General features: G+C 58.2%; 20 protein-coding genes. 13 read left to right on the top strand and 7 right to left on the bottom strand.

The genetic code is table 11. The annotated features are described in order from the left end of the window. The first annotated feature begins 56 nt into the window (after positions 1 to 56). A complete protein-coding gene (mltB, locus tag G5306_RS05685; RefSeq protein ID WP_058056184.1) occupies positions 57 to 1,139 on the top strand; it encodes a lytic murein transglycosylase B in 1,083 nt (360 codons plus the stop codon). A gap of 102 nt (positions 1,140 to 1,241) precedes the next feature. Here mltB and pgm read toward each other — a convergent pair whose 3' ends face one another. After that, positions 1,242 to 2,891: a phosphoglucomutase (alpha-D-glucose-1,6-bisphosphate-dependent) gene (gene pgm, locus G5306_RS05680; RefSeq protein WP_216954158.1), complete on the bottom strand. Its 1,650-nt coding sequence runs from the start codon at positions 2,889 to 2,891 to the stop codon at positions 1,242 to 1,244. Between the two features lie 58 nt (positions 2,892 to 2,949). Continuing rightward, complete coding sequence (seqA, locus tag G5306_RS05675; protein ID WP_227273364.1) at positions 2,950 to 3,459, bottom strand: replication initiation negative regulator SeqA; 510 nt, start codon at positions 3,457 to 3,459, stop codon at positions 2,950 to 2,952. A 274-nt stretch (positions 3,460 to 3,733) separates the two neighbouring features. Between seqA and G5306_RS05670 the strand changes: the two genes are divergently transcribed. The 4 genes from G5306_RS05670 to fldA are packed head-to-tail and all read left to right on the top strand — an operon-like array spanning position 3,734 to position 5,674. Beyond that, a complete protein-coding gene (locus G5306_RS05670; protein WP_162632486.1) occupies positions 3,734 to 4,516 on the top strand; it encodes an alpha/beta fold hydrolase in 783 nt (260 codons plus the stop codon). A 55-nt stretch (positions 4,517 to 4,571) separates the two neighbouring features. Further along, on the top strand, positions 4,572 to 4,793 hold the full coding sequence (locus G5306_RS05665) for a DUF2788 domain-containing protein (RefSeq protein ID WP_005334296.1): 222 nt from the start codon (positions 4,572 to 4,574) through the stop codon (positions 4,791 to 4,793). 20 nt (positions 4,794 to 4,813) lie between these two features. Then, on the top strand, positions 4,814 to 5,110 hold the full coding sequence (gene ybfE, locus G5306_RS05660; protein WP_005334297.1) for a LexA regulated protein: 297 nt from the start codon (positions 4,814 to 4,816) through the stop codon (positions 5,108 to 5,110). A gap of 39 nt (positions 5,111 to 5,149) precedes the next feature. Further along, positions 5,150 to 5,674 carry a flavodoxin FldA gene (gene fldA, locus G5306_RS05655; RefSeq protein ID WP_005334298.1) on the top strand — a complete coding sequence of 175 codons (525 nt, stop codon included), beginning with the start codon at positions 5,150 to 5,152 and terminating at the stop codon, positions 5,672 to 5,674. A 90-nt stretch (positions 5,675 to 5,764) separates the two neighbouring features. On the opposite strand, the gene G5306_RS05650 is transcribed toward fldA, so the two are convergent. Then, entirely contained in the window at positions 5,765 to 6,238 is a 474-nt protein-coding gene (locus G5306_RS05650) for a DUF4442 domain-containing protein (RefSeq protein ID WP_040066107.1), read from the bottom strand. 241 nt (positions 6,239 to 6,479) lie between these two features. On the opposite strand from G5306_RS05650, the gene fur reads away from it, so the two are divergent. Continuing rightward, positions 6,480 to 6,908 (top strand): ferric iron uptake transcriptional regulator, encoded by a 429-nt coding sequence (gene fur, locus G5306_RS05645; RefSeq protein ID WP_005334301.1) that lies wholly within the window; start codon positions 6,480 to 6,482, stop codon positions 6,906 to 6,908. 116 nt (positions 6,909 to 7,024) lie between these two features. Here the strand turns inward: fur and glnS are convergent, their stop codons facing one another. The 3 genes from glnS to nagE form a co-directional block, all read right to left on the bottom strand. Then, positions 7,025 to 8,686, bottom strand: coding sequence for a glutamine--tRNA ligase (gene glnS / locus G5306_RS05640; RefSeq protein ID WP_005334302.1), 1,662 nt, complete (start codon positions 8,684 to 8,686; stop codon positions 7,025 to 7,027). A gap of 355 nt (positions 8,687 to 9,041) precedes the next feature. Next, positions 9,042 to 11,705: a beta-N-acetylhexosaminidase gene (locus G5306_RS05635; protein WP_164537181.1), complete on the bottom strand. Its 2,664-nt coding sequence runs from the start codon at positions 11,703 to 11,705 to the stop codon at positions 9,042 to 9,044. A 120-nt stretch (positions 11,706 to 11,825) separates the two neighbouring features. Continuing rightward, complete coding sequence (gene nagE / locus G5306_RS05630; protein WP_421312533.1) at positions 11,826 to 13,304, bottom strand: N-acetylglucosamine-specific PTS transporter subunit IIBC; 1,479 nt, start codon at positions 13,302 to 13,304, stop codon at positions 11,826 to 11,828. A 273-nt stretch (positions 13,305 to 13,577) separates the two neighbouring features. Between nagE and nagB the strand changes: the two genes are divergently transcribed. Genes nagB through nagC form a run of 3 tightly spaced genes read left to right on the top strand, consistent with a single transcriptional unit; the run spans position 13,578 to position 16,752 of the window. Further along, positions 13,578 to 14,378 carry a glucosamine-6-phosphate deaminase gene (nagB, locus tag G5306_RS05625; RefSeq protein WP_257697219.1) on the top strand — a complete coding sequence of 267 codons (801 nt, stop codon included), beginning with the start codon at positions 13,578 to 13,580 and terminating at the stop codon, positions 14,376 to 14,378. Positions 14,379 to 14,387: 9 nt separating this feature from the next. Continuing rightward, entirely contained in the window at positions 14,388 to 15,533 is a 1,146-nt protein-coding gene (gene nagA, locus G5306_RS05620; RefSeq protein WP_421312532.1) for an N-acetylglucosamine-6-phosphate deacetylase, read from the top strand. 4 nt (positions 15,534 to 15,537) lie between these two features. Next, positions 15,538 to 16,752: a DNA-binding transcriptional regulator NagC gene (gene nagC, locus G5306_RS05615; protein ID WP_421312531.1), complete on the top strand. Its 1,215-nt coding sequence runs from the start codon at positions 15,538 to 15,540 to the stop codon at positions 16,750 to 16,752. 71 nt (positions 16,753 to 16,823) lie between these two features. Here nagC and G5306_RS05610 read toward each other — a convergent pair whose 3' ends face one another. Beyond that, positions 16,824 to 18,440, bottom strand: coding sequence for a phosphoethanolamine transferase (locus G5306_RS05610; RefSeq protein WP_421230653.1), 1,617 nt, complete (start codon positions 18,438 to 18,440; stop codon positions 16,824 to 16,826). A gap of 230 nt (positions 18,441 to 18,670) precedes the next feature. On the opposite strand from G5306_RS05610, the gene G5306_RS05605 reads away from it, so the two are divergent. From G5306_RS05605 to G5306_RS05590, 4 genes are all read left to right on the top strand, one after another. Next, on the top strand, positions 18,671 to 19,906 hold the full coding sequence (locus G5306_RS05605; RefSeq protein ID WP_216954168.1) for an HD-GYP domain-containing protein: 1,236 nt from the start codon (positions 18,671 to 18,673) through the stop codon (positions 19,904 to 19,906). Positions 19,907 to 20,259: 353 nt separating this feature from the next. Further along, on the top strand, positions 20,260 to 21,930 hold the full coding sequence (locus G5306_RS05600; protein WP_421221455.1) for a LytS/YhcK type 5TM receptor domain-containing protein: 1,671 nt from the start codon (positions 20,260 to 20,262) through the stop codon (positions 21,928 to 21,930). Next, a complete protein-coding gene (gene btsR, locus G5306_RS05595; protein WP_421255317.1) occupies positions 21,927 to 22,631 on the top strand; it encodes a two-component system response regulator BtsR in 705 nt (234 codons plus the stop codon). Before G5306_RS05600 ends, btsR begins: the two co-directional genes overlap by 4 nt. Positions 22,632 to 22,771: 140 nt before the next feature. Continuing rightward, on the top strand, positions 22,772 to 24,193 hold the full coding sequence (locus tag G5306_RS05590; protein WP_421312530.1) for a carbon starvation protein A: 1,422 nt from the start codon (positions 22,772 to 22,774) through the stop codon (positions 24,191 to 24,193). The last annotated feature ends 190 nt before the right edge of the window (positions 24,194 to 24,383 follow it).

Here is a 24,383-nt window from a genome sequence, read left to right as displayed (position 1 = left end):
ACGGGGATGACAATGTTTTACCATTGCGACACTTTATCAGTCTCTTTGAGAACCCTATGCGTCGCCTTGCCTCTCTTCTCACTCTGTCATTATTCCCCCTGCTCGGTGGCTGCAGCAGCGCCCCCGCGCCAAAGCCCGTGGTCGTCCCCCAACCCAAGAGCGCCTTTATCAATCAGGCGCCATCGAGCAAACCCGTTTATACACAAGGGGTTAGCAAGGGGGACTTCGCCAATCGCCCCAACGTGGACCGGTTCGTCCAGAAGATGGTCGAGAAGCACGGTTTTGACAACGCCCAGCTGCATCAGGTGCTGGCACAGGCAGAGCGTTACGACTGGATCATCCGCCTGATGGATGCCCAGGCGCCGACCACCGCCAAGCCCACTGGCCCGACCGGTGCCTGGAACCGTTATCGCGCCAAGTTCATCACCCCCGACAACGTACAGAACGGCGTCAACTTCTGGCGTGAATACGCAAGCGAGCTGAACCGGGCGGAGCAGATCTACGGGGTGCCGCCTGAGATCATCGTCGGCATTATCGGGGTCGAGACCCGCTGGGGCCGGGTGATGGGCAAGACCCGCATTCTGGATGCGCTGGCCACCCTGGCGTTTGATTATCCGCGTCGCGCCGAGTTCTTCACGAGCGAGCTGGAAGCCTTCCTGGTGATGACCCGCGATGAGGGGATGGACCCCACCGAACCGAAGGGCTCCTATGCGGGCGCCATGGGCTACGGCCAGTTTATGCCCTCCAGCTTCCAGCGCTATGCGGTGGACTTTGACGGCAACGGCCACACCAACCTGTGGGATCCGGTGGATGCCATCGGCAGCGTCGCCAACTACTTCAAGGCCCACGGCTGGGAGAAAGGCCAACCGGTGGCGGTGCGCGGTCAGGGCCAACTGCCCGGCTATGAGCACGGCTTCCAGACCCGCTACCCGGTCGCCACCCTGCGCCGCGCAGGGCTGACGCCCACCAGCACCCTCGGCAACCACAGCGAGTCGAGCCTGCTGCGCCTCGATGTCGGCACCGGCTACCAATACTGGTACGGCCTGCCCAACTTCTACACCATCACCCGCTACAACCACAGCACCCACTACGCCATGGCGGTATGGCAGTTGGGGCTGGCGGTGAAGGCGGCGCGCTGACAACTCGCTGGCATAAAACAGACAATGAAAAAGGAGCCATCATGGCTCCTTTTTTATATCCAACGTTCAACCCCATCAGGGGCTCAAGGATGACTACCTGATTTAGACGCCTGCCTTGGCCAGCGCAGCGGAGACGATCTGCTGGGCCTCTTGCTGGATGAGGTCGAGGTGCGTGTCGCCCTTGAAGCTCTCCATGTAGATCTTGTAGATGGACTCAGTGCCAGAGGGGCGCGCCGCGAACCAGCCGTTCTCGGTCACCACCTTGAGGCCGCCGATGGCGGCATCGTTGCCCGGCGCCTTGGTCAGCTTGGCGATGATGGGCTCACCCGCCAGAGTGGAGGCTTCTACCAGTGCCGGATCCAGCTTGGAGAGCACGGCTTTCTGGGCGCTGTTGGCCGGGGCGTCGATGCGGCGGTAGCTGGAGCGGCCAAATTTGGCTTCCAGTGCGTCGTAATGAGCCTGCGGATCCTTGCCGGTGACCGCCAGAATTTCTGCCGCCAGCAGCGCCAGAATGAAGCCATCCTTGTCGGTGGTCCAGACGGTGCCATCTTTGCGCAGGAAGGAGGCGCCTGCGCTCTCCTCGCCACCAAAGCCGAACTCGCCGCTGTAGAGGCCATCCACGAACCACTTGAAGCCGACCGGCACCTCTTTCAGGGTGCGGCCAATCTCGCCGGCCACCCGGTCGATCATGGAGGAAGAGACCAGCGTCTTGCCGACGGCCGCATCGGCAGACCAGCCGGTGCGGTGGGTAAACAGATACTGGATCGCTACCGCCAGATAGTGGTTCGGGTTCATCAGGCCGGACTTGGTGACGATGCCGTGACGGTCGTAGTCAGGGTCGTTGCCAAGGGCGATGTCGAACTTGTCCTTGAGCGCGATCAGGCTGGCCATGGCGAACGGGCTGGAGCAGTCCATCCGGATCTTGCCGTCTTTATCCAGGGTCATGAAGGAGAAAGTCGGGTCGACCTTGTAGTTCACCACCTCGATGTTCAGGCCATAGGTCTTGGCGATGACGTCCCAGTAGGCGACGCCGGAGCCGCCCAGCGGATCGACACCGATCTTGATTCCCGCGTTCTTGATGGCATCCATGTCCAGCACGTTCTTCAGATCATCCACATAGGGGGTGACATAGTCGTGCTCGACCACGAACGGGCTCTTGAGCGCCTCGGCGAACGGCATGCGCTTCACGCCGGCCAGACCCGCTTCCAGAATGGCGTTGGCACGATCCTCGACCCACTTGGTGATCTCCCCTTCGGCGGGGCCACCGTGAGGCGGGTTGTACTTGAAGCCACCATCTTCCGGCGGGTTGTGGGACGGAGTGATCACCACGCCGTCAGCACGGGCAGCCGGTTTGCCTGCATTGTGGCGCAGGATGGCGTGAGAGATGACCGGGGTCGGGGTAAAACCGAGGCCGGCCTGAATGCGGGTTTCAACGCCGTTGGCGGCCAGCACTTCGACGGCGCTGGCAAAGGCGGATTCGGACAGAGCGTGAGTATCCATGCCGACAAACAGCGGGCCAGTGATGCCGGCCTGCTGGCGATACTCCACCAGCGCCTGGGTCACCGCCAGAATATGGGATTCGGTAAAGGCGCTGTGCAGGGCGCTGCCGCGGTGGCCGGAGGTACCGAAGGCAACTCGCTGCTCGGGGCGGCTCATGTCCGGCTTGTTGAGGTAGTAGGCGCTGACCAGACGGGGAATGTTGGTCAGGTCGCTTAAACGGGCCGGCTGACCGGCGTGGGAATGCTGAGCCATGGCGTTTTCCTTGCGTAATGGCGGCCTTGCCGGGCAAGGCCTGAGTCTTGAAAAACCGTTAGATTGCGCCGCACACCTGCGCGATCACCTCGTCGCCGTAACCCATGCTGCTCATCAGCTGGGCCACCATGTTCTGCTTGCGACTGGTGTTGGTGTTGGTGATTACCCAGAACGGGGTTTCCGGTACCGGCTTGGGCTTGGTGGTGCTGCCACTGGCGCGCAGAGCCTCGGGATCCCGCGAGAAATAGACGCGCTTGCGCCCCTTGATTTCGGTGGCCTGGGTAAACCCGACCGGATCATCCCGGTAGAGGGTACTCAGCACCTGCATGAAACGGTTGATGGACTTCTCTTCCTGCTGCAGCTCGCCAGAATCAAGCAGGGCTTGCAGCCCTTGCCGGGTGGCTACCGCACTGGGCTGCGCGACGGCAACGGGCTCGGCAACCGGCACACCTTGGTTAGCAGGCTGTTCCAGCAGACGGCGCAGGATATCGGAGGCACTCTCACCAATGTGCCGGGTCTGGCTGGCGATATAGAAGTAGAGATCGTCATCAAGCTCGATGGTTTTCATAGGGATGCGCTGGACTCGTCAAAATTCGGATGCGGCGATTATACATAGGCAAACCCGACAGCCCAAGCAAGGGGCTGGCAGATGTACATGAATCTCATCGAGAATACGGCATAATAGCGGCCCAAGTGTGTGATCAGCCGCACTGATAGCCGATCCGGACGGGATTTTTTAGAAAAAAAACCACATAAAATCCCAATCCATTGGACGAAATCCTTTTCTTTCCAGTGCGTTAAATAAAACAGCGATACGCACCCACGACCGACAAGGTGTCATTTTGCAACAAAACAGCATATTGAACTTCAAGGAGCAGGGTCAGGGACCGGCGGTCATTCTGATCCACGGCCTGTTTGGCAGCCTCGACAACCTCGGCCTGCTGGCCCGTGCCCTCGGCGAACACTATCGGGTGGTCAGCGTCGATCTGCGCAACCACGGAGCCTCCTTTCATAGCAGCGAGATGAGCTATCCGGCGCAAGCGGCCGACATCCTGACCCTGATGGATCGGCTGGAGATTGCCGAAGCCACCCTGATTGGCCACTCGATGGGTGGCAAGGTGGCGATGCAGGTCGCCAAGCTGGCGCCAGAGCGGGTGACCAAACTGGTGGTGGCCGACATGGCGCCGGTCGCCTATCCCCACTCCCGCCACCAGAATGTCTTTGCCGGACTCAACGCCACACGACGCACGCCGCCGCAAAGCCGCAGTGAAGCAGAAGCCATGCTGGCGCAGCATATCGAGATCGCCGGGGTACGCCAGTTCCTGCTCAAATCGTTCGCCAGAGGCGAGCATGGCTGGGGATGGCGCTTCAATGTGCCCGCCCTTGAGCAAAACTACGCCAACATCATGGGCTGGCCAGAGGATGAACGCCGCTTCGAGGGGCAGGTGCTCTTTATCAAAGGGGGGGATTCTGACTATATGCAGCCCCAATACAGCGAGACGGCACTGGCCCAATTCCCGGCGGCAAAGGTGCGTGTCATCGCGGGTACCGGCCACTGGCTGCATGCGGAAAAACCGGCTCTGTTCAACAAATTGGTTGTGGATTTCCTGTCGACAGGCGGTTAACAGTTTCAAATCCTTTGTGATATAGTGCGCCCGTCATAAGGAGTGTGCGCAATCCATGCTAAGTGAACATATCGACCTGATCGAAAGTTTGGGCCTCAAGTTATTCTTTGTGGCCATTTTCATATTGATTGGCCTGGCCATTCAGGACGTGCTCAAGCGCGGCAACGTGCCCCGTTTCGGTCGTTTTATCGTCTGGTTGGTACTGTTTCTGGGTTGTGCGGGTTTTGTCGCCAAGGGGCTGATCGAACTGGGCTGGGAAGGCTCAGGACTCGGCTAACTTATTTTCATCTGTGATGTATGGCCAAACAGCAAACTGATCGAACAACACTGGATCTGTTCGCAAATGAGAAGCGCCCCGGCAGGCCAAAGACCAATCCACTCCCCCGCGAGACCCAGCTCAAGATCAACAAGCGTAACCAGCTTAAGCGCGATCGGGAAAATGGGCTGAAGCGGGTAGAGTTAAAGGTGGAGGCCGAGTTGCTGGAGCGCCTGAACCAACTTGCGTTACAACAGAACATCAGCCGAGCCGAGCTGATCCAATCTATCCTGAAACAACAGATTGAGTCCGCCTTTGCGGTGGACATTGCAGTCTGAGCGTTGAGCATTAACACCAAATACGGGTAACTAAACACTATGGCAAGTGTAGGTCTGTTTTTTGGCAGCGATACCGGTAACACCGAAGCTGTCGCCAAGATGATCCAGAAAGAGCTGGGCAAAAACCTGATTGAAGTCCGTGACATCGCCAAGAGCAGCAAGGCCGACATCGAGAGCTTTGATCTGCTGATGTTCGGCATCCCGACTTGGTACTACGGCGAAGCCCAGGCCGACTGGGACGACTTCTTCCCCGATCTGGGCGAAATCGACTTCACCAACAAGCTGGTCGCCATCTTCGGTTGCGGTGATCAGGAAGACTATTCCGAGTACTTCCTCGACGCCATGGGCACCCTGCGTGACATCGTCGAAGCCAAAGGCGCCATCATCATCGGTCACTGGCCGACTGCCGGCTACGAGTTCGAAGCCTCCAAGGCACTGGTCGATGACAAGCACTTTGTCGGTCTGGGTATCGATGAAGATCGCCAGCCGGAGCTGACCGCCGAGCGCGTCAAGGGCTGGTGCAAACAGCTGCACGAAGAGATGTGCCTGGGCGAGCTGGAGTAATCCGCCTCCCCTCATACCTCTGACAACAAGGGCCCCGACGGGGCCCTTGTTGTATCTGCTTGTTGCGATGCCTGCCTTTATTCTTCCCTGTTATTCACCCCTGTGCTCCGGTTTGGCTCGCACATAGAGGGTGCGCTTGACCTGCGCCACCAGCTCGCCGCTCTTGTCCTGTACCGTGACCTCGAATTCGGGGAAGTGCTTGTTGCCACCTTCAGTCGCCGCCACGATTTCGGCCAGCTTGCCCTCGGTCAGGTTGAACTCGGCCACCAGCTTGCCCTTGCCGGGCTTGATATAGTTGATGCTGCCCGCCTTGTCCCAGACGTAGTAGCGATTCTTGAAGTAGCCCATCAGCATCAGTGGATAGATGGGGTCCGTCATGGCAAACATGCTGCCGCCAAACTGGGTGCGGTTGGCGTTCTTGTTCCACCAGCGGGATTTCAGGGTCACCCGGCAGTAGCGAAAGTCATCGCTCAGGGTCTCTATCGTGATACCGGCACCCCAGAAAGGGGGCCAAGCGTTGAGTGCGCGGCGCACCCAGGCCGCCTTGTCAAAAAGCCAATCCATGGATCTCATCCGACCAGAATATGAAAGTTACATCTTATCAACATCTGCCATGCCAGCAAGTCGGACGACACGATTGATTATTTCAATCCAACCGGCCATTTATGGCTAAACCCCTTGAATTGCTGGGTTTATTTTTAGGGAGGCTACGACCTATAATGACAGGCCAAGCGAGTTCAAGGTTGCCATTCCTGCGGCAGTCCATCAGAATAACCCCACCTTCGAGAATGCGAATAAGTAGAATATGGCAGACAACAACCAAGCGTTAAAAAAGGCCGGGCTCAAGATCACCTTGCCCCGGGTCAAAATCCTGGAAATCCTGCAACAGCCGGACTGCCAGCACACCAGCGCCGAAGATCTCTATAAACGACTGATCGACCTGGGTGAAGAGATTGGTCTCGCTACCGTCTATCGCGTTCTCAACCAGTTTGATGATGCCGGTATCGTTACCCGTCACCACTTCGAAGGTGGCAAGTCGGTATTCGAGCTGGCCACTCAGGAGCACCACGACCACCTGGTTTGCCTCGACTGCGGCAAGGTGATCGAGTTCTCCGACGAGGTGATCGAACAGCGTCAGCGCGAGATCGCCAAGAAATTCAATATCCGTCTCACCAATCACAGCCTCTACCTCTACGGTCACTGTGCTACCGGTGAGTGCAAGCACGACGAATAAGTCAGCCGCGACTTGCAGATAACGGACAATAAAAAAGCCAGCATCAGCTGGCTTTTTTATTGTCCGGCGCAGGCCTTTGGCATCGCACAGGGCAGGGTTTCCCCTGCCCCATCGGCTTAGCCTTCGACTTTGCCCCAGGAGTCGCGCAGGGCAACGGTGCGGTTGAACACCAGATGCTCCGGGCTGGAGAGCTTGTTGTCGGCGCAGAAGTAACCTTCACGCTCGAACTGGTAAGCCTGCTCCGGCTTGGCGTTCTTCAGGGAAGCCTCGACACGGGCACCCTCGATGATCACCAGGGATTCCGGGTTCAACGCGGCTTCGAAGTCATCCTCGGCGCCCGGGTTCGGTACCTTGAACAGACGGTCGTAAAGACGCACTTCGGCTGGCAGGGAGTGAGTGGCGCTGACCCAGTGGATCACCCCTTTCACCTTGCGGCCATCGGCCGGATCCTTGCCCAGAGTCTCGGGGTCGTAGGAGCAGTAGATGCAGGTGACCTTGCCATCGGCATCTTTCTCGATGCGCTCGGCCTTGATCACATAGGCATTGCGCAGACGCACTTCCTTGCCCAGCACCAGACGCTTGAACTGCTTGTTCGCCTCTTCTTTGAAGTCCGCTTCATCGATGAAGATCTCGCGGGTGAAGTTCAACTCGCGGGTACCCATCTCGGCATTGCTCGGGTGGGCCGGGGCAGTCAGCACTTCGTCGGCAGCCAGGTTCTCGATGACCACTTTCACCGGATGCAGCACGGCCATGGCGCGCGGTGCATGCTCGTTGAGGTCTTCACGGATACAGGCTTCCAGCATGCTCATCTCGACGATGTTGTCCTGCTTGGTGACGCCGATGCGCTTGCAGAACTCGCGGATGGAGGCCGGGGTGTAACCACGACGACGCAGACCGGAGACGGTCAGCATGCGTGGGTCATCCCAACCATCGACGTGCTTCTCGGTCACCAGCAGGTTCAGCTTACGCTTGGACATGACGGTGTATTCGAGGTTCAGACGAGAGAACTCGTACTGACGCGGATGGCAGTCGATGGTGATGTTGTCCAGCACCCAGTCGTACAGACGACGGTTGTCCTGGAACTCCAGAGTACAGATGGAGTGGGTGATCCCTTCCAGCGCGTCCGAGATGCAGTGGGTGAAGTCGTACATCGGGTAGATGCACCACTTGTCACCGGTCTGGTGGTGGTGGGCAAACTTGATGCGGTAGATAACCGGATCACGCATCACCATGAAGGGGGATGCCATATCGATCTTGGCGCGCAGGCAGGCGGTGCCTTCGGCGAACTCGCCGTTCTTCATCTTGGCAAATAGCGCCAGGTTCTCTTCCACGCTGCGATCGCGGAACGGGCTGTTCTTGCCAGCTTCAGTCAGGGTGCCACGGTACTCGCGCATCTGCTCGGGCGTCAGCTCGTCCACATAGGCCAGACCCTTTTCAATCAGCTCGATGGCGTAGCCGTGCAGCTTGTCGAAATAGTCGGAGGAGTAGCAGATCTCGCCGTTCCACTGGAAGCCGAGCCACTGTACATCCTGCTTGATGGACTCTACGTACTCGATATCTTCCTTCACCGGGTTGGTGTCATCGAAACGCAGGTTGCACTGGCCCTGATAGTCGCGGGCGATGCCGAAGTTCAGGCAGATGGATTTGGCGTGGCCGATATGGAGATAACCGTTCGGCTCGGGCGGAAAACGGGTATGCACGCTGCTGTGCTTACCGCTGGCCAGATCTTCATCAATGATCTGACGAATAAAGTTAGTTGGGCTGTTCGCCTGACTCATGGCTCACCTCAAAAAAGCGTCACTGGCGGAAGTTGTGCCGGCTGGCACCCTCATCCCCCCGCCGTCAAGCCGGGTATGATCCCTTATTACGGGCGCTGTCTCAACCTGAATTTGGCACTTCCGGGCCATTTCCCGGCCATTGCACCGCTAAAAACGGCGTGGCTTGGCACATTGCACACCAAATGCATAAAAAAGCCCCGCACTAGGCGGGGCTGAAAGTGATGAAAAACACAAAACAGACAATTACACACAACAAAGGCTCACACGCACAGTCAACCTTTCCCAAACCCGATGCGCCATCGCCCTTGGGAAAGGCGGGTCTTGCGACCCACCTCATGTTAACGGTTGACTGCTATCAGTTCAGTTCGGTGACGCGGCTGGTGCGCTTGCCATCGAAGCTGGTGGTACGCAGGTAGACCTTGCCATTCACGCTCGGCTTGGCCGCGGCGTCATAGGCACTCCAGTTGGTACCGTCCAGGCTGTACTGGATGGGCAGACCCGGCAGATCCACGTTCGCTTCCAGCACACCGTTCACTACCTTGGCACCCGGTACGGAGAGGCGGTATTCAACACCGGCCTGATCCAGTTTCGGCAGCACGCGCTGACCCAGTACGTTGGCAAACTGGTTCCACTCTTTGTTGAGGGTGGCCTTGTTGACGAACTTGGTCTCGCCGGAGAACTCGCGACCCTTCACATAGTTCAGCTCGAAGCCACCTTTGTGCCAGGCACGCTCGGCCACGGAGAAGATACGCGGGTAGACCATGTACTCGTACTGAGCATCGGTACGCACGGTTTCACTCCACTGCTGACCGGAGATCCCCTTGAACTTGACCGGATCCTGGTCACCCTTGGCCACGAAGGCGTTGCCGTCACGGTCAACCGAGGTCTCGGCGTTCTGTGGCAGGTTTTCCGGGGCGAAGGCGAATACCTTGCGGGTGTCGTTGAAACGGGTTGCCCAGTAGTAGCCACGCTCGGCCGGGTGTACTTCGTTCGGGAAGTCGAAGTAGAGGTAATCCGGGTTGGACAGCACCACTTGGTAACCCTTGTGGGCCCACTTCATCGCTTCGTTGAAGCCACCCCAGTAGAGGGTTTCCCAGAAGTTGACACGGGTGTTGTCGGTGGCGAAGTCCTTGGCACCGCTGGCGTACTTCAGACCATCTTCCCACGCCTGCAGGGTAGAGAAGCCGCGGTCTTTGACCATCTGGCCCACTTCCTTGGCGAAGTAAACCGGCAGCTCGCCCACTTCCTTGATCTTGCCTTCGTCGATCATCTTCTGGCACATCGGGGACTTGCCAAACGGCTTGTCCTGCTTGCTGGAGTCGACGTTACCTTTCCAGGCGACCAGCTCTTCTTTCTTGGTGACGGCCGGATCCTGATAGCCACCGCCCTGCATGATGTTCTTCGCCTCATCACCACCGTAGTGCCATGCGGTCAGCGGCTGACCGGCGGCCTGGTGCATCTGGGCAACTTCATCCATTACCTTGGCCACGAAGGTGGCAGCACCTGGCTGGCAAGGGTTGATGAAGGACATCTTGTCGTAGAACTGGACTGAGGTGACGTTGGAGGTGTCAGCCGGATCAGTCAGACGGAACTGGTTGGCTTCCGCTTCTTTGCCTTCCGCCATCAGACGCTTGTAGCGCGCCTCCATGGAGACCACGGCAGCACGAGCGTGGGCCGGCATGTTGATCTCGGGGATCACGGTCACTCCGCGGGCCTTGGCATAACGCACCAGATCCACGTAGTCAGACTTGCTGTAGAAACCGGAACCCTGGTTGTCGCTGGTCGGGCCGGAACCCAGTTGCGGCATCAGGCACTTGGTTTCGGACTCGTCGTGGCAACGCTGGCTACCGACCTGGGTCAGCTCCGGCAGACCCGGGATTTCCAGACGCCAGCCTTCATCGTTGGTCAGGCCAAGGTGCAGCACGTTGAGCTTCATGGCAGACATCTGGTCAACCAGCTTCTTCATGGTATCCAGACTGCGGAAGTGGCGGGCCACGTCGGTCTGCATGCCACGGTATTCAAAGCGCGGCGCATCCTCGACGGTCATCGGGCTCACCAGCTTGTCATCAACACCCAGCAGGGAGATCAGGGATTGTGCACCCCAGAATGCCCCGTCGATATCGCGACCCTGGATCACGGTGCCCTTCTGACCGATGGTCATGTCATAGCCTTCAGCCTGCTTGAGCTTGCTGCCGAGCTTGATGGTCACCGGGTAGCCGGTGTCGGAGAGGGTAACACCCAGCTTGGTCAGTTGAGCCTTCAGGGCCTCGGCGCGATCGCTCGGCAAATCCAGGGCATTGAGCTTGATGGTAGAGAAGTCGATTTGCGGACCAGCCTTGACCACCTGCTTCATCGGGGTCGGCAGGATCTGGTTGTCAATCTTGCCAGCCGGCAGCAGGGTGCTGGTCTGGTTGGCCGCGAAACGGGTTTCGCTGTTCATCAGGATGTTCTTGTCATCCTTGGTACGCTTCCAGCCATCGGCCGGCATCGGCTTCTCGTAGGTGCTGGCATCATTGATGTTGCTCATGCTGGCCAGCACTTTCGGCTCGGCACCTTCGCTGGCGACATACCAGTTCGGCATGATGTCAGATTCGAACAGCACCCAGTATTCCACCACCAGCGGCACTTCGACCGTGGCATCCTTGGCAAAGCCCTGGAACTTCTCGGTTGGCGTCAAACGATAGAGATCGCCGGTCAGGTGAGTGATGGTGAACTGGTCGTTATCCACACGCTGGATACGACGGATGGAGGAGACGTAGATGCTCCAGTCTTTGGAGGTCACGTCCGCACCGGTATTGGTCAGGTGCAGCTTGGCAACGCCACAGCTCGCCCACTCGGAACCCAGCGCCTGGCAATCGAGGCCAGCACCGGCACCGTCGTTGGTGACCACTTCATACTTGACCACCAGGTTGTTGGCGAGGGAGTCGACCACTGCCTGCTTGGCGGCATCGGCTGCCTGGACCTGGCTGACAAAAACGGTAGACATGGCAATGGCTAACAGAGAATGTTTCAAGTTCATAACTGCTGCTCTCATTTGAAGTAAAGGTTGGATTTTCTTGGCTTTTTATATGGGGCCCCAGAGCGGGGCCCTTAGTTATGTCAACAATGGACTTAGACTTGAGGTGAGCGAGTCGCTCGATTAACGCAGGGCTTTCATCTCACCGGCGATGATTTCGGCCAATGGGCCCAGAATCACCTGCAGGTTCTGCTCACCGAGTTTGACCACACCGGCCGCACCCAGGGCTTTCAGCTTGCGCTCATCGACGATGCTGCGGTCTTTCAGAGTCAGACGCAGACGGGTGATGCAGGCATCGATGGAGACCAGGTTCTCTTGACCACCCAGCACTTCCAGGTATTGCTTGGCCAGCTCGGTACGGTTGGTAGATTGAGCGGCAGCCGGAGCACTCTCTTCGTCATCTTCACGACCCGGGGTTTTCAGGTTCAGCTTGGCAATCACTACGCGGAACACTGTGTAGTAGAGGCCGAAGAAGACCAGACCCTGAGGGATCAGCATGTACCAGTTGGTCGCCAGCGGGTTACGGCTGGAGAGCACCATATCCACCAGACCGGCACTGAAACCGAAACCGGCCATCCAGTGCATGGAGGCAGCGATGAACACGGAGATACCGGTCAGTACGGCGTGGATGACATACAGTACCGGCGCCACGAACATGAAGGAGAACTCGAGCGGCTCGGTTACACCGGTGAAGAAGGAGGCAAAGGCAGCTGCGATCATGATGGAAGCAACTTTCTCTTTGTTCTCTTTCTTGGCGGAGTGGTAGATGGCCAGAGCGGCACCCGGCAGACCGAACATCATGATGGGGAAGAAGCCAGCCTGGTACATACCGACCACGCCTTTCACCTGATCCAGGCTCTTGCCAGCGGCCAGAGCAGCATCGATGGTAGCCTGACCACCCAGGAAGTTCGGGATGTCGTTGATACCGGCCACGTTGAACCAGAACACGGAGTTCAGGGCGTGGTGCAGACCGATCGGGATCAGCAGACGGTTGAAGAAGGCGTAGATACCGGCACCGGTAGAGCCCAGGCTCACGATGGACTCACCGAAGGAGACCAGACCACCGTAGATTGCCGGCCATACGGCCATCAGGATGAAAGATACGACGATCATCACCACGGAGGTTACGATCGGTACCAGACGACGACCGGAGAAGAAGGAGAGTGCCTTGTGCAGCTCGACGCTGCTGAAGCGGTTGTACAGCTCAGCGGCGATAACACCACACAGGATACCCACGAACTGGTTGCTGATCTTGGCAAACGCGGCAGGAACCTGCTCCACCGGGATGCTCTTGATCTGGGCCACAGCGCCCGGGCTCAGCAGGGTGGTAACGACCAGGAAGCCGACCAGACCTGCCAGGGCAGCAGAACCGTCTTTATCCTTGGACATACCGTAAGCGACACCGACTGCGAACAGTACGGACATGTTATCGATAATGGCTGCGCCCGCTTTAATCAGGAAGGCCGCCAGCGCACTGTCACCACCCCAACCATTCGGGTCAATCCAGTAGCCAACCCCCATCAGGATCGCTGCGGCAGGCAATACCGCTACCGGCACCATCAGGGCACGGCCGATCTTTTGCAAATAACCGAGAATGTTCACGGTTCCTCTCCTTAGTTAATGTTTTTCTAGAAATTAAGTGCTTATCACGTTTGACGCATAAGCCATCAAGGCTTGATTGGCAGTCTAGGGCTTTTATTTCGCTGCGCAAATTAATAAACCGATAATCGTGATCGTTATCACCCAAACAAGATAAAGGTGGTGGATAGATGTGGCTTAGTTCGCAATCTTTATTTACGCTATAAAACAACTTGAATCCGTCTTAGCCCATTGCCACCGCCAAACCGGTCGCAACCCGACACAGAGGTATCCCATATGCGCCTGATCCCGTTGAAATCTGCCAGCCAAGTAGGCCTGTGGTCTGCTCGTTACATCGTTGACCGCATCAACGCGTTCAAGCCGACCAGCGATCGCCCTTTCGTACTGGGCCTGCCCACCGGTGGCACCCCGCTCAACACCTACAAGCGCCTGATCGAGTTGCACAAAGCCGGTGAAGTGAGCTTCCAGAACGTGGTCACCTTCAACATGGACGAGTACGTCGGCCTGCCGGAAGATCACCCGGAGAGCTACCACAGCTTCATGCACAACAACTTCTTCAACCACATCGACATTCGTCCCGAGAACATCAACATCCTCAATGGCAATGCCGAGGATCTGGTGGCCGAGTGCAAGCGCTATGAAGACAAGATCAAGTCCTACGGCAAGATCCACCTGTTCATGGGTGGCGTGGGTAATGACGGCCACATCGCATTCAACGAGCCGGCTTCTTCCCTCTCCTCCCGCACCCGGGTCAAGACCCTGACCGAAGACACCCGCATCGCCAACTCCCGCTTCTTCGGTGGCGACATGGAGCAGGTGCCCAAGCTGGCCCTGACCGTGGGTGTCGGCACCCTGATGGATGCGGAAGAGATCATGATCCTGGTCACCGGTCACGGCAAGGCACTGGCTCTGCAGGCCGCAGTGGAAGGCAGCGTCAACCACATGTGGACCATCTCCACCCTGCAACTGCATCCGAAGGGAATGATGGTGTGCGACGAGCCCTCTACCATGGAGCTCAAGGTCAAGACCGTTCGCTACTTCCAGCAGCTGGAAGCCGCCAACATCGGCCGTCTGTAAGGAGTCGTCATGTACGCATTGACCAACTGCACCCTCTACACCGGCAGCTGCGTGCTGACCGGCTACGGGGTGCTTATCGAGGGCGACAAAATTGTCGCCATCTCTCACCTGGCTGAACTGCCTGCGGGCATCGAGCAGATTGACCTCAAGGGCGCCAACCTGACCGCCGGTTTTATCGACGTGCAGCTCAACGGCTGTGGCGGGGTGATGTTCAACACCGACATCACGGTCGAGACCCTGGCAACCATGCAGGCGGCCAACCTCAAATCCGGTACCACCAGCTTCCTGCCGACCCTGATCACCAGTCCGGATGCGGATATGAAGCAGGCCGTTGCGGTTACCCGCGACTACATGGCGGCACACCCCAACGAGGTGCTGGGCGTCCATCTGGAAGGGCCTTATACCAACCTCAAGCGCAAGGGGATCCACCCTGCCGCGCAAATTCGCCAGCCAGCGGACGAGATGATCGACTTCTTCTGCGCCAACGCGGATGCCATCACCAAGATCACCCTGGCACCGGAGCGCAACGAGCCGGCCCATATCCGCCGTCTGGTGGAAGCGGGCATTCTGGTCTCGGCCGGTCACACTGCCGCCAGTTACGATCAGGCCATGGCCGGGTTCGATAACGGTATTAGCTTTGCGACCCACCTCTACAACGCCATGACTCCGACCCTCAATGGTCGCGAGCCGGGCGTCGTGGGCGCCATCTACGATCGCAAAGATGTCTACGCGGGCATCATCGTCGATGGCCACCATGTACACTGGGCCAACGTGCGTCTGGCTCACAAGGCGCTGGGGGAGCGACTGGTGCTGGTCACCGATGCCACCGCAGCAGCCGGAGCGCCGGAAGGCTTTGAGAAATTTGATTTTTGTGGCACCACCGTCTTTTTACGCGATGGTCAGTGTGTCGACGAGAATGGTACACTCGGCGGTTCCTCCCTCACCATGATTGAGGGGGTGGAAAATCTGGTCAAGCAGGTCGGATTACCGCTCGATGAAGCACTGAGAATGGCCAGCCTCTACCCCGCTCGCGCCATTGGATGGGACTCACGTCTCGGTAGTATCCAGGTCGGTAAAGTAGCCAACCTCACTGTCTTCGATCAGGACTTCACGGTCCGTGGGACCGTGGTTAACGGACACTACACACAACAGTGACATCATGACTGGCGGACAAATAGCAAACGTAGATCTTATCAAGCAGGTCAACAGTGCAGCCGTGTATCGGCTCATCGACCTGCAAGGCCCCATCTCCCGGGTCAAGATTGCCGAGTTGAGTCAGCTGGCCCCGGCCAGCGTGACCAAAATAACCCGGCAACTGATCGAGCATGGCCTGATCAAGGAGACCTCTCCGCAAGCCTCAACCGGCGGGCGGCGTGCCATCTCCCTGACCACCATCAAACATCGCTTTCAGTTTGTCTCTGCCAAGCTGGGCCGCGGCTATCTGCAACTGAGTCTCTATGACCTCGATGGCAAGGAGCTCGACCAGCACGTCATTCAGGTGACCGAGATCGACCAGCAACCCGTGGTCGACATGCTACTGCGGGAGATTGGCGCCTTTATCGATGCCAACCGCGAACGTTGTCGCAACCTCATCAGCATCGCGCTGACCATGCCGGGTCTGGTCAACCCGGAATCCGGCATGGTCATCTACACCCCCAAGTACCAGATCCGCAATCTGGGGCTGGCGAAGCTGCTTGAGAACCACTTCAACCTCCCCTGCTACGTGGGCAACGACACCCGCTCTCTGGCACTGGCCGAACACTTCTTCGGCGAGTCCCGCGACTGCATGGACTCCATTCTGGTGAGTGTCCATCAGGGGACGGGCTCCGGGATCATCACCAAGGGTCAGGTGTTCCTCGGTCAGAACCGCAACGTCGGCGAGATCGGCCATATTCAGGTCGAGCCGCTCGGCAAGCGCTGCCACTGTGGCAACTTCGGCTGCCTCGAAACCATCGCCTCCAACGAAGCGATCATCGACAAGGTGAAGGAGCTCATCAGCCGCGGCCACCAGAGCGTGCTGCAAGAGAAGCACATCACCATTCAGGAGGTGTGCAAGGCGGCGCTGGCAGGTGATGAACTGGCCCGCAGCGTCATCGAGAACGTGGGTGAGCATCTGGGACGGGCAGTGGCCATCACGGTCAACCTGTTCAACCCGCAGAAGGTGCTGATCGCCGGTGAAATCACCGCCGCCGAAGAGATCCTCTTCCCGGCCATCCGTCGCTGCGTCGAGCATCAATCCCTGCCGAGCTTCCACCGTGGCCTGCCCATCGTGAAAGCCCGCTTCCAGAACCAGCCGACCTATGGCGGCTTTGCGCTGGTCAAGCGCGCCCTGCTGGAGGGAGATCTGCTGCAGATCATCATGGAGCAGAAGTAAGGCACTGACCTTGCGAGATAACAAAACGGCAGCCACTGGCTGCCGTTTTCTATTGTGTGCTTGCTGGCGGTTTAACCCGCCCGACATGGCTTGAACAGGTCCAGCTTGTTGTCGTAAACACTCGTCTGCACATCCATGATCCCCAGCATGGAGTGAAAGAGGTTGTCATGGGAGAAGCGCTGGCTGCTCGCCTCCGCCGCCAGGCAACCCATATCAAGCTGGCGATCGGCCTGTAACTGGGGCGAGAACCAGGTCAGCAGCGGCACCCGGGTCTGATCATCCGGCGCAAACTTGTAGGGCGTGCCGTGCAGATAGAGCCCCATAGCCCCAAGGGATTCGCCGTGATCGGAGAGATAGACCAGTCCCACATCATACTGGCTCTCCAGCGACTTGAGCTTGTCTATCAGCAGTCCCACCACCTTGTCGGTGTAGCGGATGGTGTTGTCATAGGTGTTGACCAGCTCTTCGTTGCTGCAGTTTTCAATGTCGCTACGCGGGCAGTCCGGCATAAAGACGCGCTCGCTGGCAGGGTAACGACGAAAATAGGTCGGGCCATGGCTGCCCATCAGGTGAAAAGCCACCAGCTTGTTGCCCTTCATGCCGGCAATCTGCTGATCCAGCCCCTCCAGCAGCACCTCGTCATAGCAAGACTCCCCCTGACAGAGCGCAGGATAGGATTTGGGGAGGATCTCGATGGTCGGCACATTGCGGCACACCCCTTTACAGCCGCCATCGTTCTCTTTCCACAACACCGAGACCCCGGCATGTTGCAGCACATCGAGCAGGCCGTCACGGGAGCTGGCAAGCTGGTCATCGTAACCGCGGCGAGTGAGGTTGGAGAACATGCAGGGCACCGAGACGGCGGTGGCTGTACCGCAGGAGCGCACATTCCTGAACGACACCACCCCCTGCTCTTTTGCTGTAAAGCTGTTGGTCGCCTTGCCATACCCGTTAAGGGAGTAGTTCTGGCTGCGCGCCGTCTCCCCCACCACCAGGAACATCAAAGTCGGCTTGCTTCCCCGCGCCACCACCCTGGCATCTGTCCCCAGATGCTGGTAGGGGATCGGCGTGGCAAACAGCACATCCCGCCCATATTTGTAGAGGCCGTGCACATAGTTGGCGGGCACAATCTCTTTGGCCAGCGACTTGTTGTTGCGCCCGACCGAGGCGTAATCCTGATAGTAAAGTGACGCGACGCCCCCGATAAACAGCAGAGAGATAGCCAGTGCACCAGCCCGCCACGCCAACCCCTGATACCAGCGAGCCGGATAGCGGATCCGCAGTGACCAGAGCACCAGAACAGGCAGCAGCCCGGTCAGCAGAAACCAGAGCGCAACCGAGCCATTCAAATAGGCACCCGCCTCACCACTGTTGGTCTCCACTATGTTCTGGATCATGCCGGCATCAAAGATGACACCGTATTTGAGCATGGCGTAGCTGACGATGGAGCCAGTCAGAATGAGCACGGTAAAAAAGGGCTTGAGCACAAACCGGAACGTGAAGGGAATAAACACGGCATTGAGCGCAGCGATCAGCACCAGCGGGATCGAGATGGCAAATCCGGCTTTGACATGGGTCAGGGCGCTGAGCACCGTATAGAAATGCAAAAAGATTGGCCAGTTCAGTACCAGGGCGAAAAAGAGCACCAGCAACAGATTGGTCTGCAGTACACCGAGAGTTACACGCATAAACAACTCCTACATACCGGCCTGCAGCGCAGCGGGCCGGCCAAGCCAACAAAAACGACGGGGCCAGCGTAGGAAGTAAAACTTAAGCGCGAATTAAGAGGAGAAGCACGGCGCTCGTGCGCCCCATAACAGCACGGGGTGCTCCGTAGCCCCGAAATGGATTTTTAGTTGTCTATCCATCGGATTTTGCTAGCTTGTTGAGTAGGCATTCCAGAAATGCAGGTTAACCGATGGCACTGATCCAAGCCTCCATAGAACAGTTGCGGGTAGGCCACTATATCCATCTCCCCACCGGATGGACCAACCACCCGTTTATGTTCAATGCCTTCAAAATCAAAGATCAGCAGCAGCTGGATATCATCCGCCACCTTGATCTGAGCCTGATGATGGTGGATCCGGACAAGAGCGATCTGCCTATCGAGCCACTGTTGCGTGGCGATATCCCCGATGCCGGGCCCGATCTCGAAGAGCTGGAGTCCCTGATTGATGCCGGCCCGCCCCCTTTTGACGAAAAAGCCTTTCGCCGCTCCATGCGCGCCGCCGACAAGGCCTTTGGCCAGTCCATGAGCGAGCTGCGCGATGCGCTCGGGGCACTCAACCTCAAACCGGATGAAGGGCTGGCCAACACCGCCCAGATCGTCCGCAATGCCGCCTTCACCCTCAGTCAGCACGAGGGCCCCCTCGGGCTCCACCTGATCCGCAGTCCCCACACCGATGTCCTGCTGCAGCACAGTCTCAACGTGGCTTTCATTGCCATGTTGATGGCGCGCGAACTGGGGATGAATCCCATCGAGCTGGAAGAGACCGGCCTTGCGGGACTTATCCACGACATAGGTGAACTGAAAATTCCCAGCCAGATCACCCAAAAGCGTGGTGAGCTAAACAAGGCCGAGCAGAACTTCCTCAAGATGCATCCCCAGTACGGATTTGACATGCTGAACCAACTCAATGCCTTTGAGCCCAAAATTCGTCAGGTAGCCCATCTGCACCACGAACGGCTCGACGGCAGCGGTTATCCGCTGGGGATCAAGGGGGGGGAGATCCCGCCGCTGGCGCGGCTGATCGGACTGGTCGACTTCTACGACGAGCTGCTTCATCCCCGCAACAGTGGCACGCCGGCGGCACCGAGTCAGGCCATCAGCCAGCTCTACAAGTTATCCCAGAAGAAGTTCGACCAGAATCTGGTCAAGTTGCTGGTCAAGGTGCTGGGGGTCTACCCACCGGGCTCCCTGGTGAAACTCTCCGACGAGAGCATTGCGCTGGTACTCTCTACCGAACCCACCATGCCCCTCAAGCCGAAGATCCTGCCCTATATCAAGGCCCAGCGGCCGGAAGCGGTCGCCATGATCGATCTGCGGGAAGATGAACGCACCATCAGTGCCTTTATCAAACAGGAGGAGCTGGATGAGGGACAGCGGCAGTTCTTCAATCTGACCCGCCGCTTCTGTTACTACTTTGCATTCTGAGTTATCCCCAGAAGCTGGGGATAACTCATTGGACAAACCGGAATAATTGCTCAAACCCCCATCAGAAGGTTGCCAACTGACCATGTATAAAAAACGCCCAGCCAAGGGGCCGGGCGGAGCATGCCACCTCCGTGTGGCGTATCCGGCGGATACATTCATGCTCCATTCATCAATAGCAATCCATCACCTCTTACACAAATATCAATTTAACATGCTGATTTAATGTAGTTTTATCCAGTTTTTCTGGCAAACTGACGGCCCGTTGCGCCCAGTTGGGCCAACAGAACAAGATCCTGATCACACTTATTCACGGGCTGGTTGTTTTTTAGGCTGGCTGATGAGGCGCGTTTTTTATGCAGTTGGTTCTCTCTTTGTTACAGCAGATGAGCGTCAGCCTGGTGATCGCCTATCTCTTCTCGAAAAGCCCGCTGCTTCGCCCGCTTGCCAACTATTCAGTGAGGCTTCCTCACAAGATACTGATATACATAATATTTTCATGTTTTTGCATCCTCGGAACCTATGTAGGCCTCGATATCGACGATGCCATCGCCAACACCCGGGCGGTCGGCGCCGTCTTGGGGGGATTATTGGGGGGGCCGCTGGTGGGCTTTCTGGTGGGGCTGACCGGTGGTCTGCACCGCTATACGCTGGGGGGATTTACCGATCTCGCCTGCGCTATCTCCACCACCTGCGAGGGGTTGCTTGGGGGCATAGTGCACTGGCGACTGATGCGCTCGGGGCGAACGGATGCCCTGTTTGAACCGCGTATCGCCTTCTTTACCACCCTCTACGCCGAGATCATGCAGATGGTCATCATCCTGCTGGTGGCGACCCCGTTCGACAAATCCCTGCTGCTGGTGCGCACCATCGCCACCCCGATGATTCTCGCCAACTCCTGCGGCGCGGCGCTCTTTATCAGCATGATCCGCGACCAGCAGCGGATGTATGAGAAGTTCTCCCGGGTCTTCTCCGCCAAGGCGCTCAATATCGCCAACCGTACAGTGGGGATCATGAGTCAGGGCTTTACCCCACAGGCGAGCAACAAGATTGCCCGCATCATTCAGGAGGAGACCGGCGTTGGGGCGGTCGCCATCACGGACACCGAGCAGATCCTCGCCTTTATCGGCACCGGCGAAGATCACCATCTGCCGGGCACCCCCATCGCGTCAGCCATCACCATGCAGGCCATCGCCCAGAACAAGGTGCTGTTTGCCGATGGCAACAGCCAGCCCTATCGCTGCAGCCTCTCCTCCGCCTGCCAGCTGGGCTCGGTGCTGGTGATCCCGCTGCAGGGGGACAAGGGGGTGATCGGCACCATCAAGCTCTACGAGCCGAAGAAGCGGCTGTTTCTCAAGATCAACCACACCCTGGGGGAAGGGATTGCCAACCTGCTGTCACAGCAGTTGCTGGCCGGTCGGCTGGAGCAGCATCAGCGGCTGCTGGTGCAGTCCGAACTCAAGCTGATCCAAGCCCAGATCAACCCCCACTTTCTGTTCAACACCCTCAACACCATCAGTGCCATCACCCGGCGCGATCCGGACAAGGCGCGGGATCTGCTGCTGCATCTGTCGCTGTTCTTTCGCAAGAACCTCAAACGCCAAAGCGGCCTTGCGACTCTGCAGGAGGAGCAGGAGCACTGCCAATCCTATCTGGAGATCGAGCTGGCCCGTTTTGGCGATCGGCTGACGGTGATAAACGAGATCCCGCCCCATCTGGCCACACTGCGACTGCCCAGCTTCACCCTGCAACCGTTGATCGAGAATGCCATCAAGCACGGCATCTCGACTCTGCTGGAGCAGGGGCGCATTCGCCTCTGGACCGATGAGCATCCCACCAGCGTCACCATCCATGTGGAAGATAATGCAGGCACCTGGCAAGCACATCCCGCTGGCGACGGTCTGGGCATGACCATCGTAGACCGGCGACTGAAAAGCGCCTTTGGCGAGCGCTATGGCGTGACTATTGCGTGCGAGCCGGAACAGTGGACCCGGGTGTCGTTCACCATCCCCAAGGAGCAACCATGATCCGCACTCTGATAGTCGATGACGAACACTACGCCCGCGAAGAGCTGAGGCAGCAGCTGGCCTGCGATCCTGCCATCGAGATCGTGGGGGAAGCGGCCAACGCCATCGAGGCGCTGCCGCTTATTCAGCGCCTCAAGCCTGATGTGGTGTTCCTCGATATCCAGATGCCCAAGCTGAGCGGCATGGAGCTGGTCGCCATGCTCGACCCCCTGCCCCGCATCGTCTTTGTCACCGCCTTTGACGAATATGCCATTCAGGCCTTTGAAGAGAACGCCTTCGACTACCTGCTCAAGCCGGTGGAGCCCGCCCGGCTCGCCAAGACGCTGACTCGCCTCAAGCAGGATATCTCCCCGCAGCCCATCGAGCGGCTGGCCCCCACCATCGCACATATTCCGGGCTATCTGCACAACCGGGTCAGGCTGCTGCCCGTCGAGCAGGTGGAGTATGCCTTCTCCGATCTGGGCGGGGTCCATGTGGCCTGTCAGGGCGAGCTGTTCCACACCCAGCTCACCCTCAAATCACTTGAGGAGAAGAGCCCGCTGCTGCGCTGCCACCGCCAATATCTGGTCTCTCCCTACGCCATCTTCGAGATCCGGCTGCTGGATAACCAGCTGGCAGAGATTGTCACTCCGAGCGGCGCCCGGGTGCCGGTCAGTCGTCGCTATCTCAAGGAGCTCAAAGATCAGCTGGGGCTGGACTGAACCGCGGAGTGTGCGCCTGATCACAGCCGCCGACCGCTCGGCGCGCCAAAGCGCCGCTCGGGGAGTTTCACCTGCCAGACAGGCGCAACCGTTTTAGACTCGCTCTGCACACTAAAAAATAACAATGCAGGAGCGTAGCAATGATCTGGTTCTTCCTCTGTGTCGGCTTACTTGTGGCCGGCTACTTCATATACGGCAAATTCATCGAACGGATATTCAGCCCGAAACCCGAGCTGAAGACCCCCGCCATCACCATGGCTGACGGGGTGGACTATGTCCCCATGTCGGACAAGAAAGTCTATCTGGTTCAACTGCTCAACATCGCAGGTGTCGGCCCCATCTTCGGCCCCATCCTGGGTGCCCTCTACGGCCCGGTCGCCATGCTGTGGATCGTCTTTGGCTGCATCTTCGCCGGTGCGGTACATGACTACTTCTCCGGCATGCTGTCGGTGCGCGCCAAGGGGGCCTCGGTGCCAACCGTGGTCGGTGAGCATCTGGGCACCGCCGCCAAGCACTTCATGAACCTGTTTGCCGTGGTGCTGCTGATGCTGGTGGGCGTGGTATTCGTGCTGAGCCCGGCAGGGCTGCTCGCCAACCTCACCTCCACCGATCTGGTCTACTGGATTGTGGCAATCTTTGCCTACTACATCCTCGCGACCATAGTCCCCATCGACAAGATCATCGGCCGCTTCTACCCCATCTTCGGCGCCCTGCTGGTCTTCATGTCGGTCGGCCTCATCGTTGGCCTGATCGCCTCCGGCAAAGGCTTCTACAACACCGGGATGGACTTCTCCAACCTGCACCCGACCGAACTGCCGCTCTGGCCGCTGCTGTTCATCACCATCGCCTGTGGCGCGGTATCCGGCTTCCACGCCACCCAGTCACCGCTGATGGCGCGCTGCATGCAGAACGAAAAATCCGGCCGCTTCATCTTCTACGGTGCAATGATCGGTGAAGGGATCATCGCCCTTATCTGGTGCACTCTGGGTCTCTCCTTCTACGACAGCACCGAAGCACTCAACGCCACCATGGCCAACGGCGGCCCGGCAGCCGTGGTACACGAAGTATCCACCAGCCTGCTCGGCACCGTGGGCGGTATTCTGGCCATCCTCGGCGTGGTGATCCTGCCCATCACCTCCGGTGACACCGCGTTTCGCAGTGCTCGCCTGATCGTGGCGGACTTCCTGAAGATGACCCAGAAGCCGCTGGCCAAGCGTCTGCTGATCGCCATCCCCATGTTTATCATTGGCTTCATCATCTCCAAGGCTGAATTCGGGGTGATCTGGCGCTACTTCGGCTGGGCCAACCAGACCACCGCCGTCATCATGCTGTGGGCTGCGGCTGCCTACCTCATCAAAGAGGGCAAGCTGCACTGGATCTGCACCATTCCCGCCATGTTCATGACTGCTGTGGTGATCACCTATCTGGCCAACGCCCCCATCGGGTTCGGGCTGGAGATGGGGACCTCCACCATCATCGGCCTGACTGCAACTGCGGCCATTACCGTGGCCTTCCTGATGAAGTTCCGCCAACCATTGGTTAGCAATCCCAGTGAAGGGTGATGCCTGACTTGAGGTGGTAAAAAAGGGGCCAAAAGGCCCCTTTTTAATTGACAAAAAAACCAATAAAACAACTCGTTATTCCCTTAAGCTCCTATACAGCACAAGCCCTTAAGATTCCGTGCGACCTGACGATAAATATGTGATTTTAAATTGCTTTCCCGAATATATGAATCAATGATAAAGCTGTGCT

The organism is Aeromonas sp. 603404 (genome assembly GCF_049171775.1).
Lineage (GTDB): Bacteria > Pseudomonadota > Gammaproteobacteria > Enterobacterales > Aeromonadaceae > Aeromonas > Aeromonas veronii_A.
The sequence above is the reverse complement of the archived record's forward strand: the minus strand, read 5'-3'. Positions and strand labels throughout refer to the sequence as shown.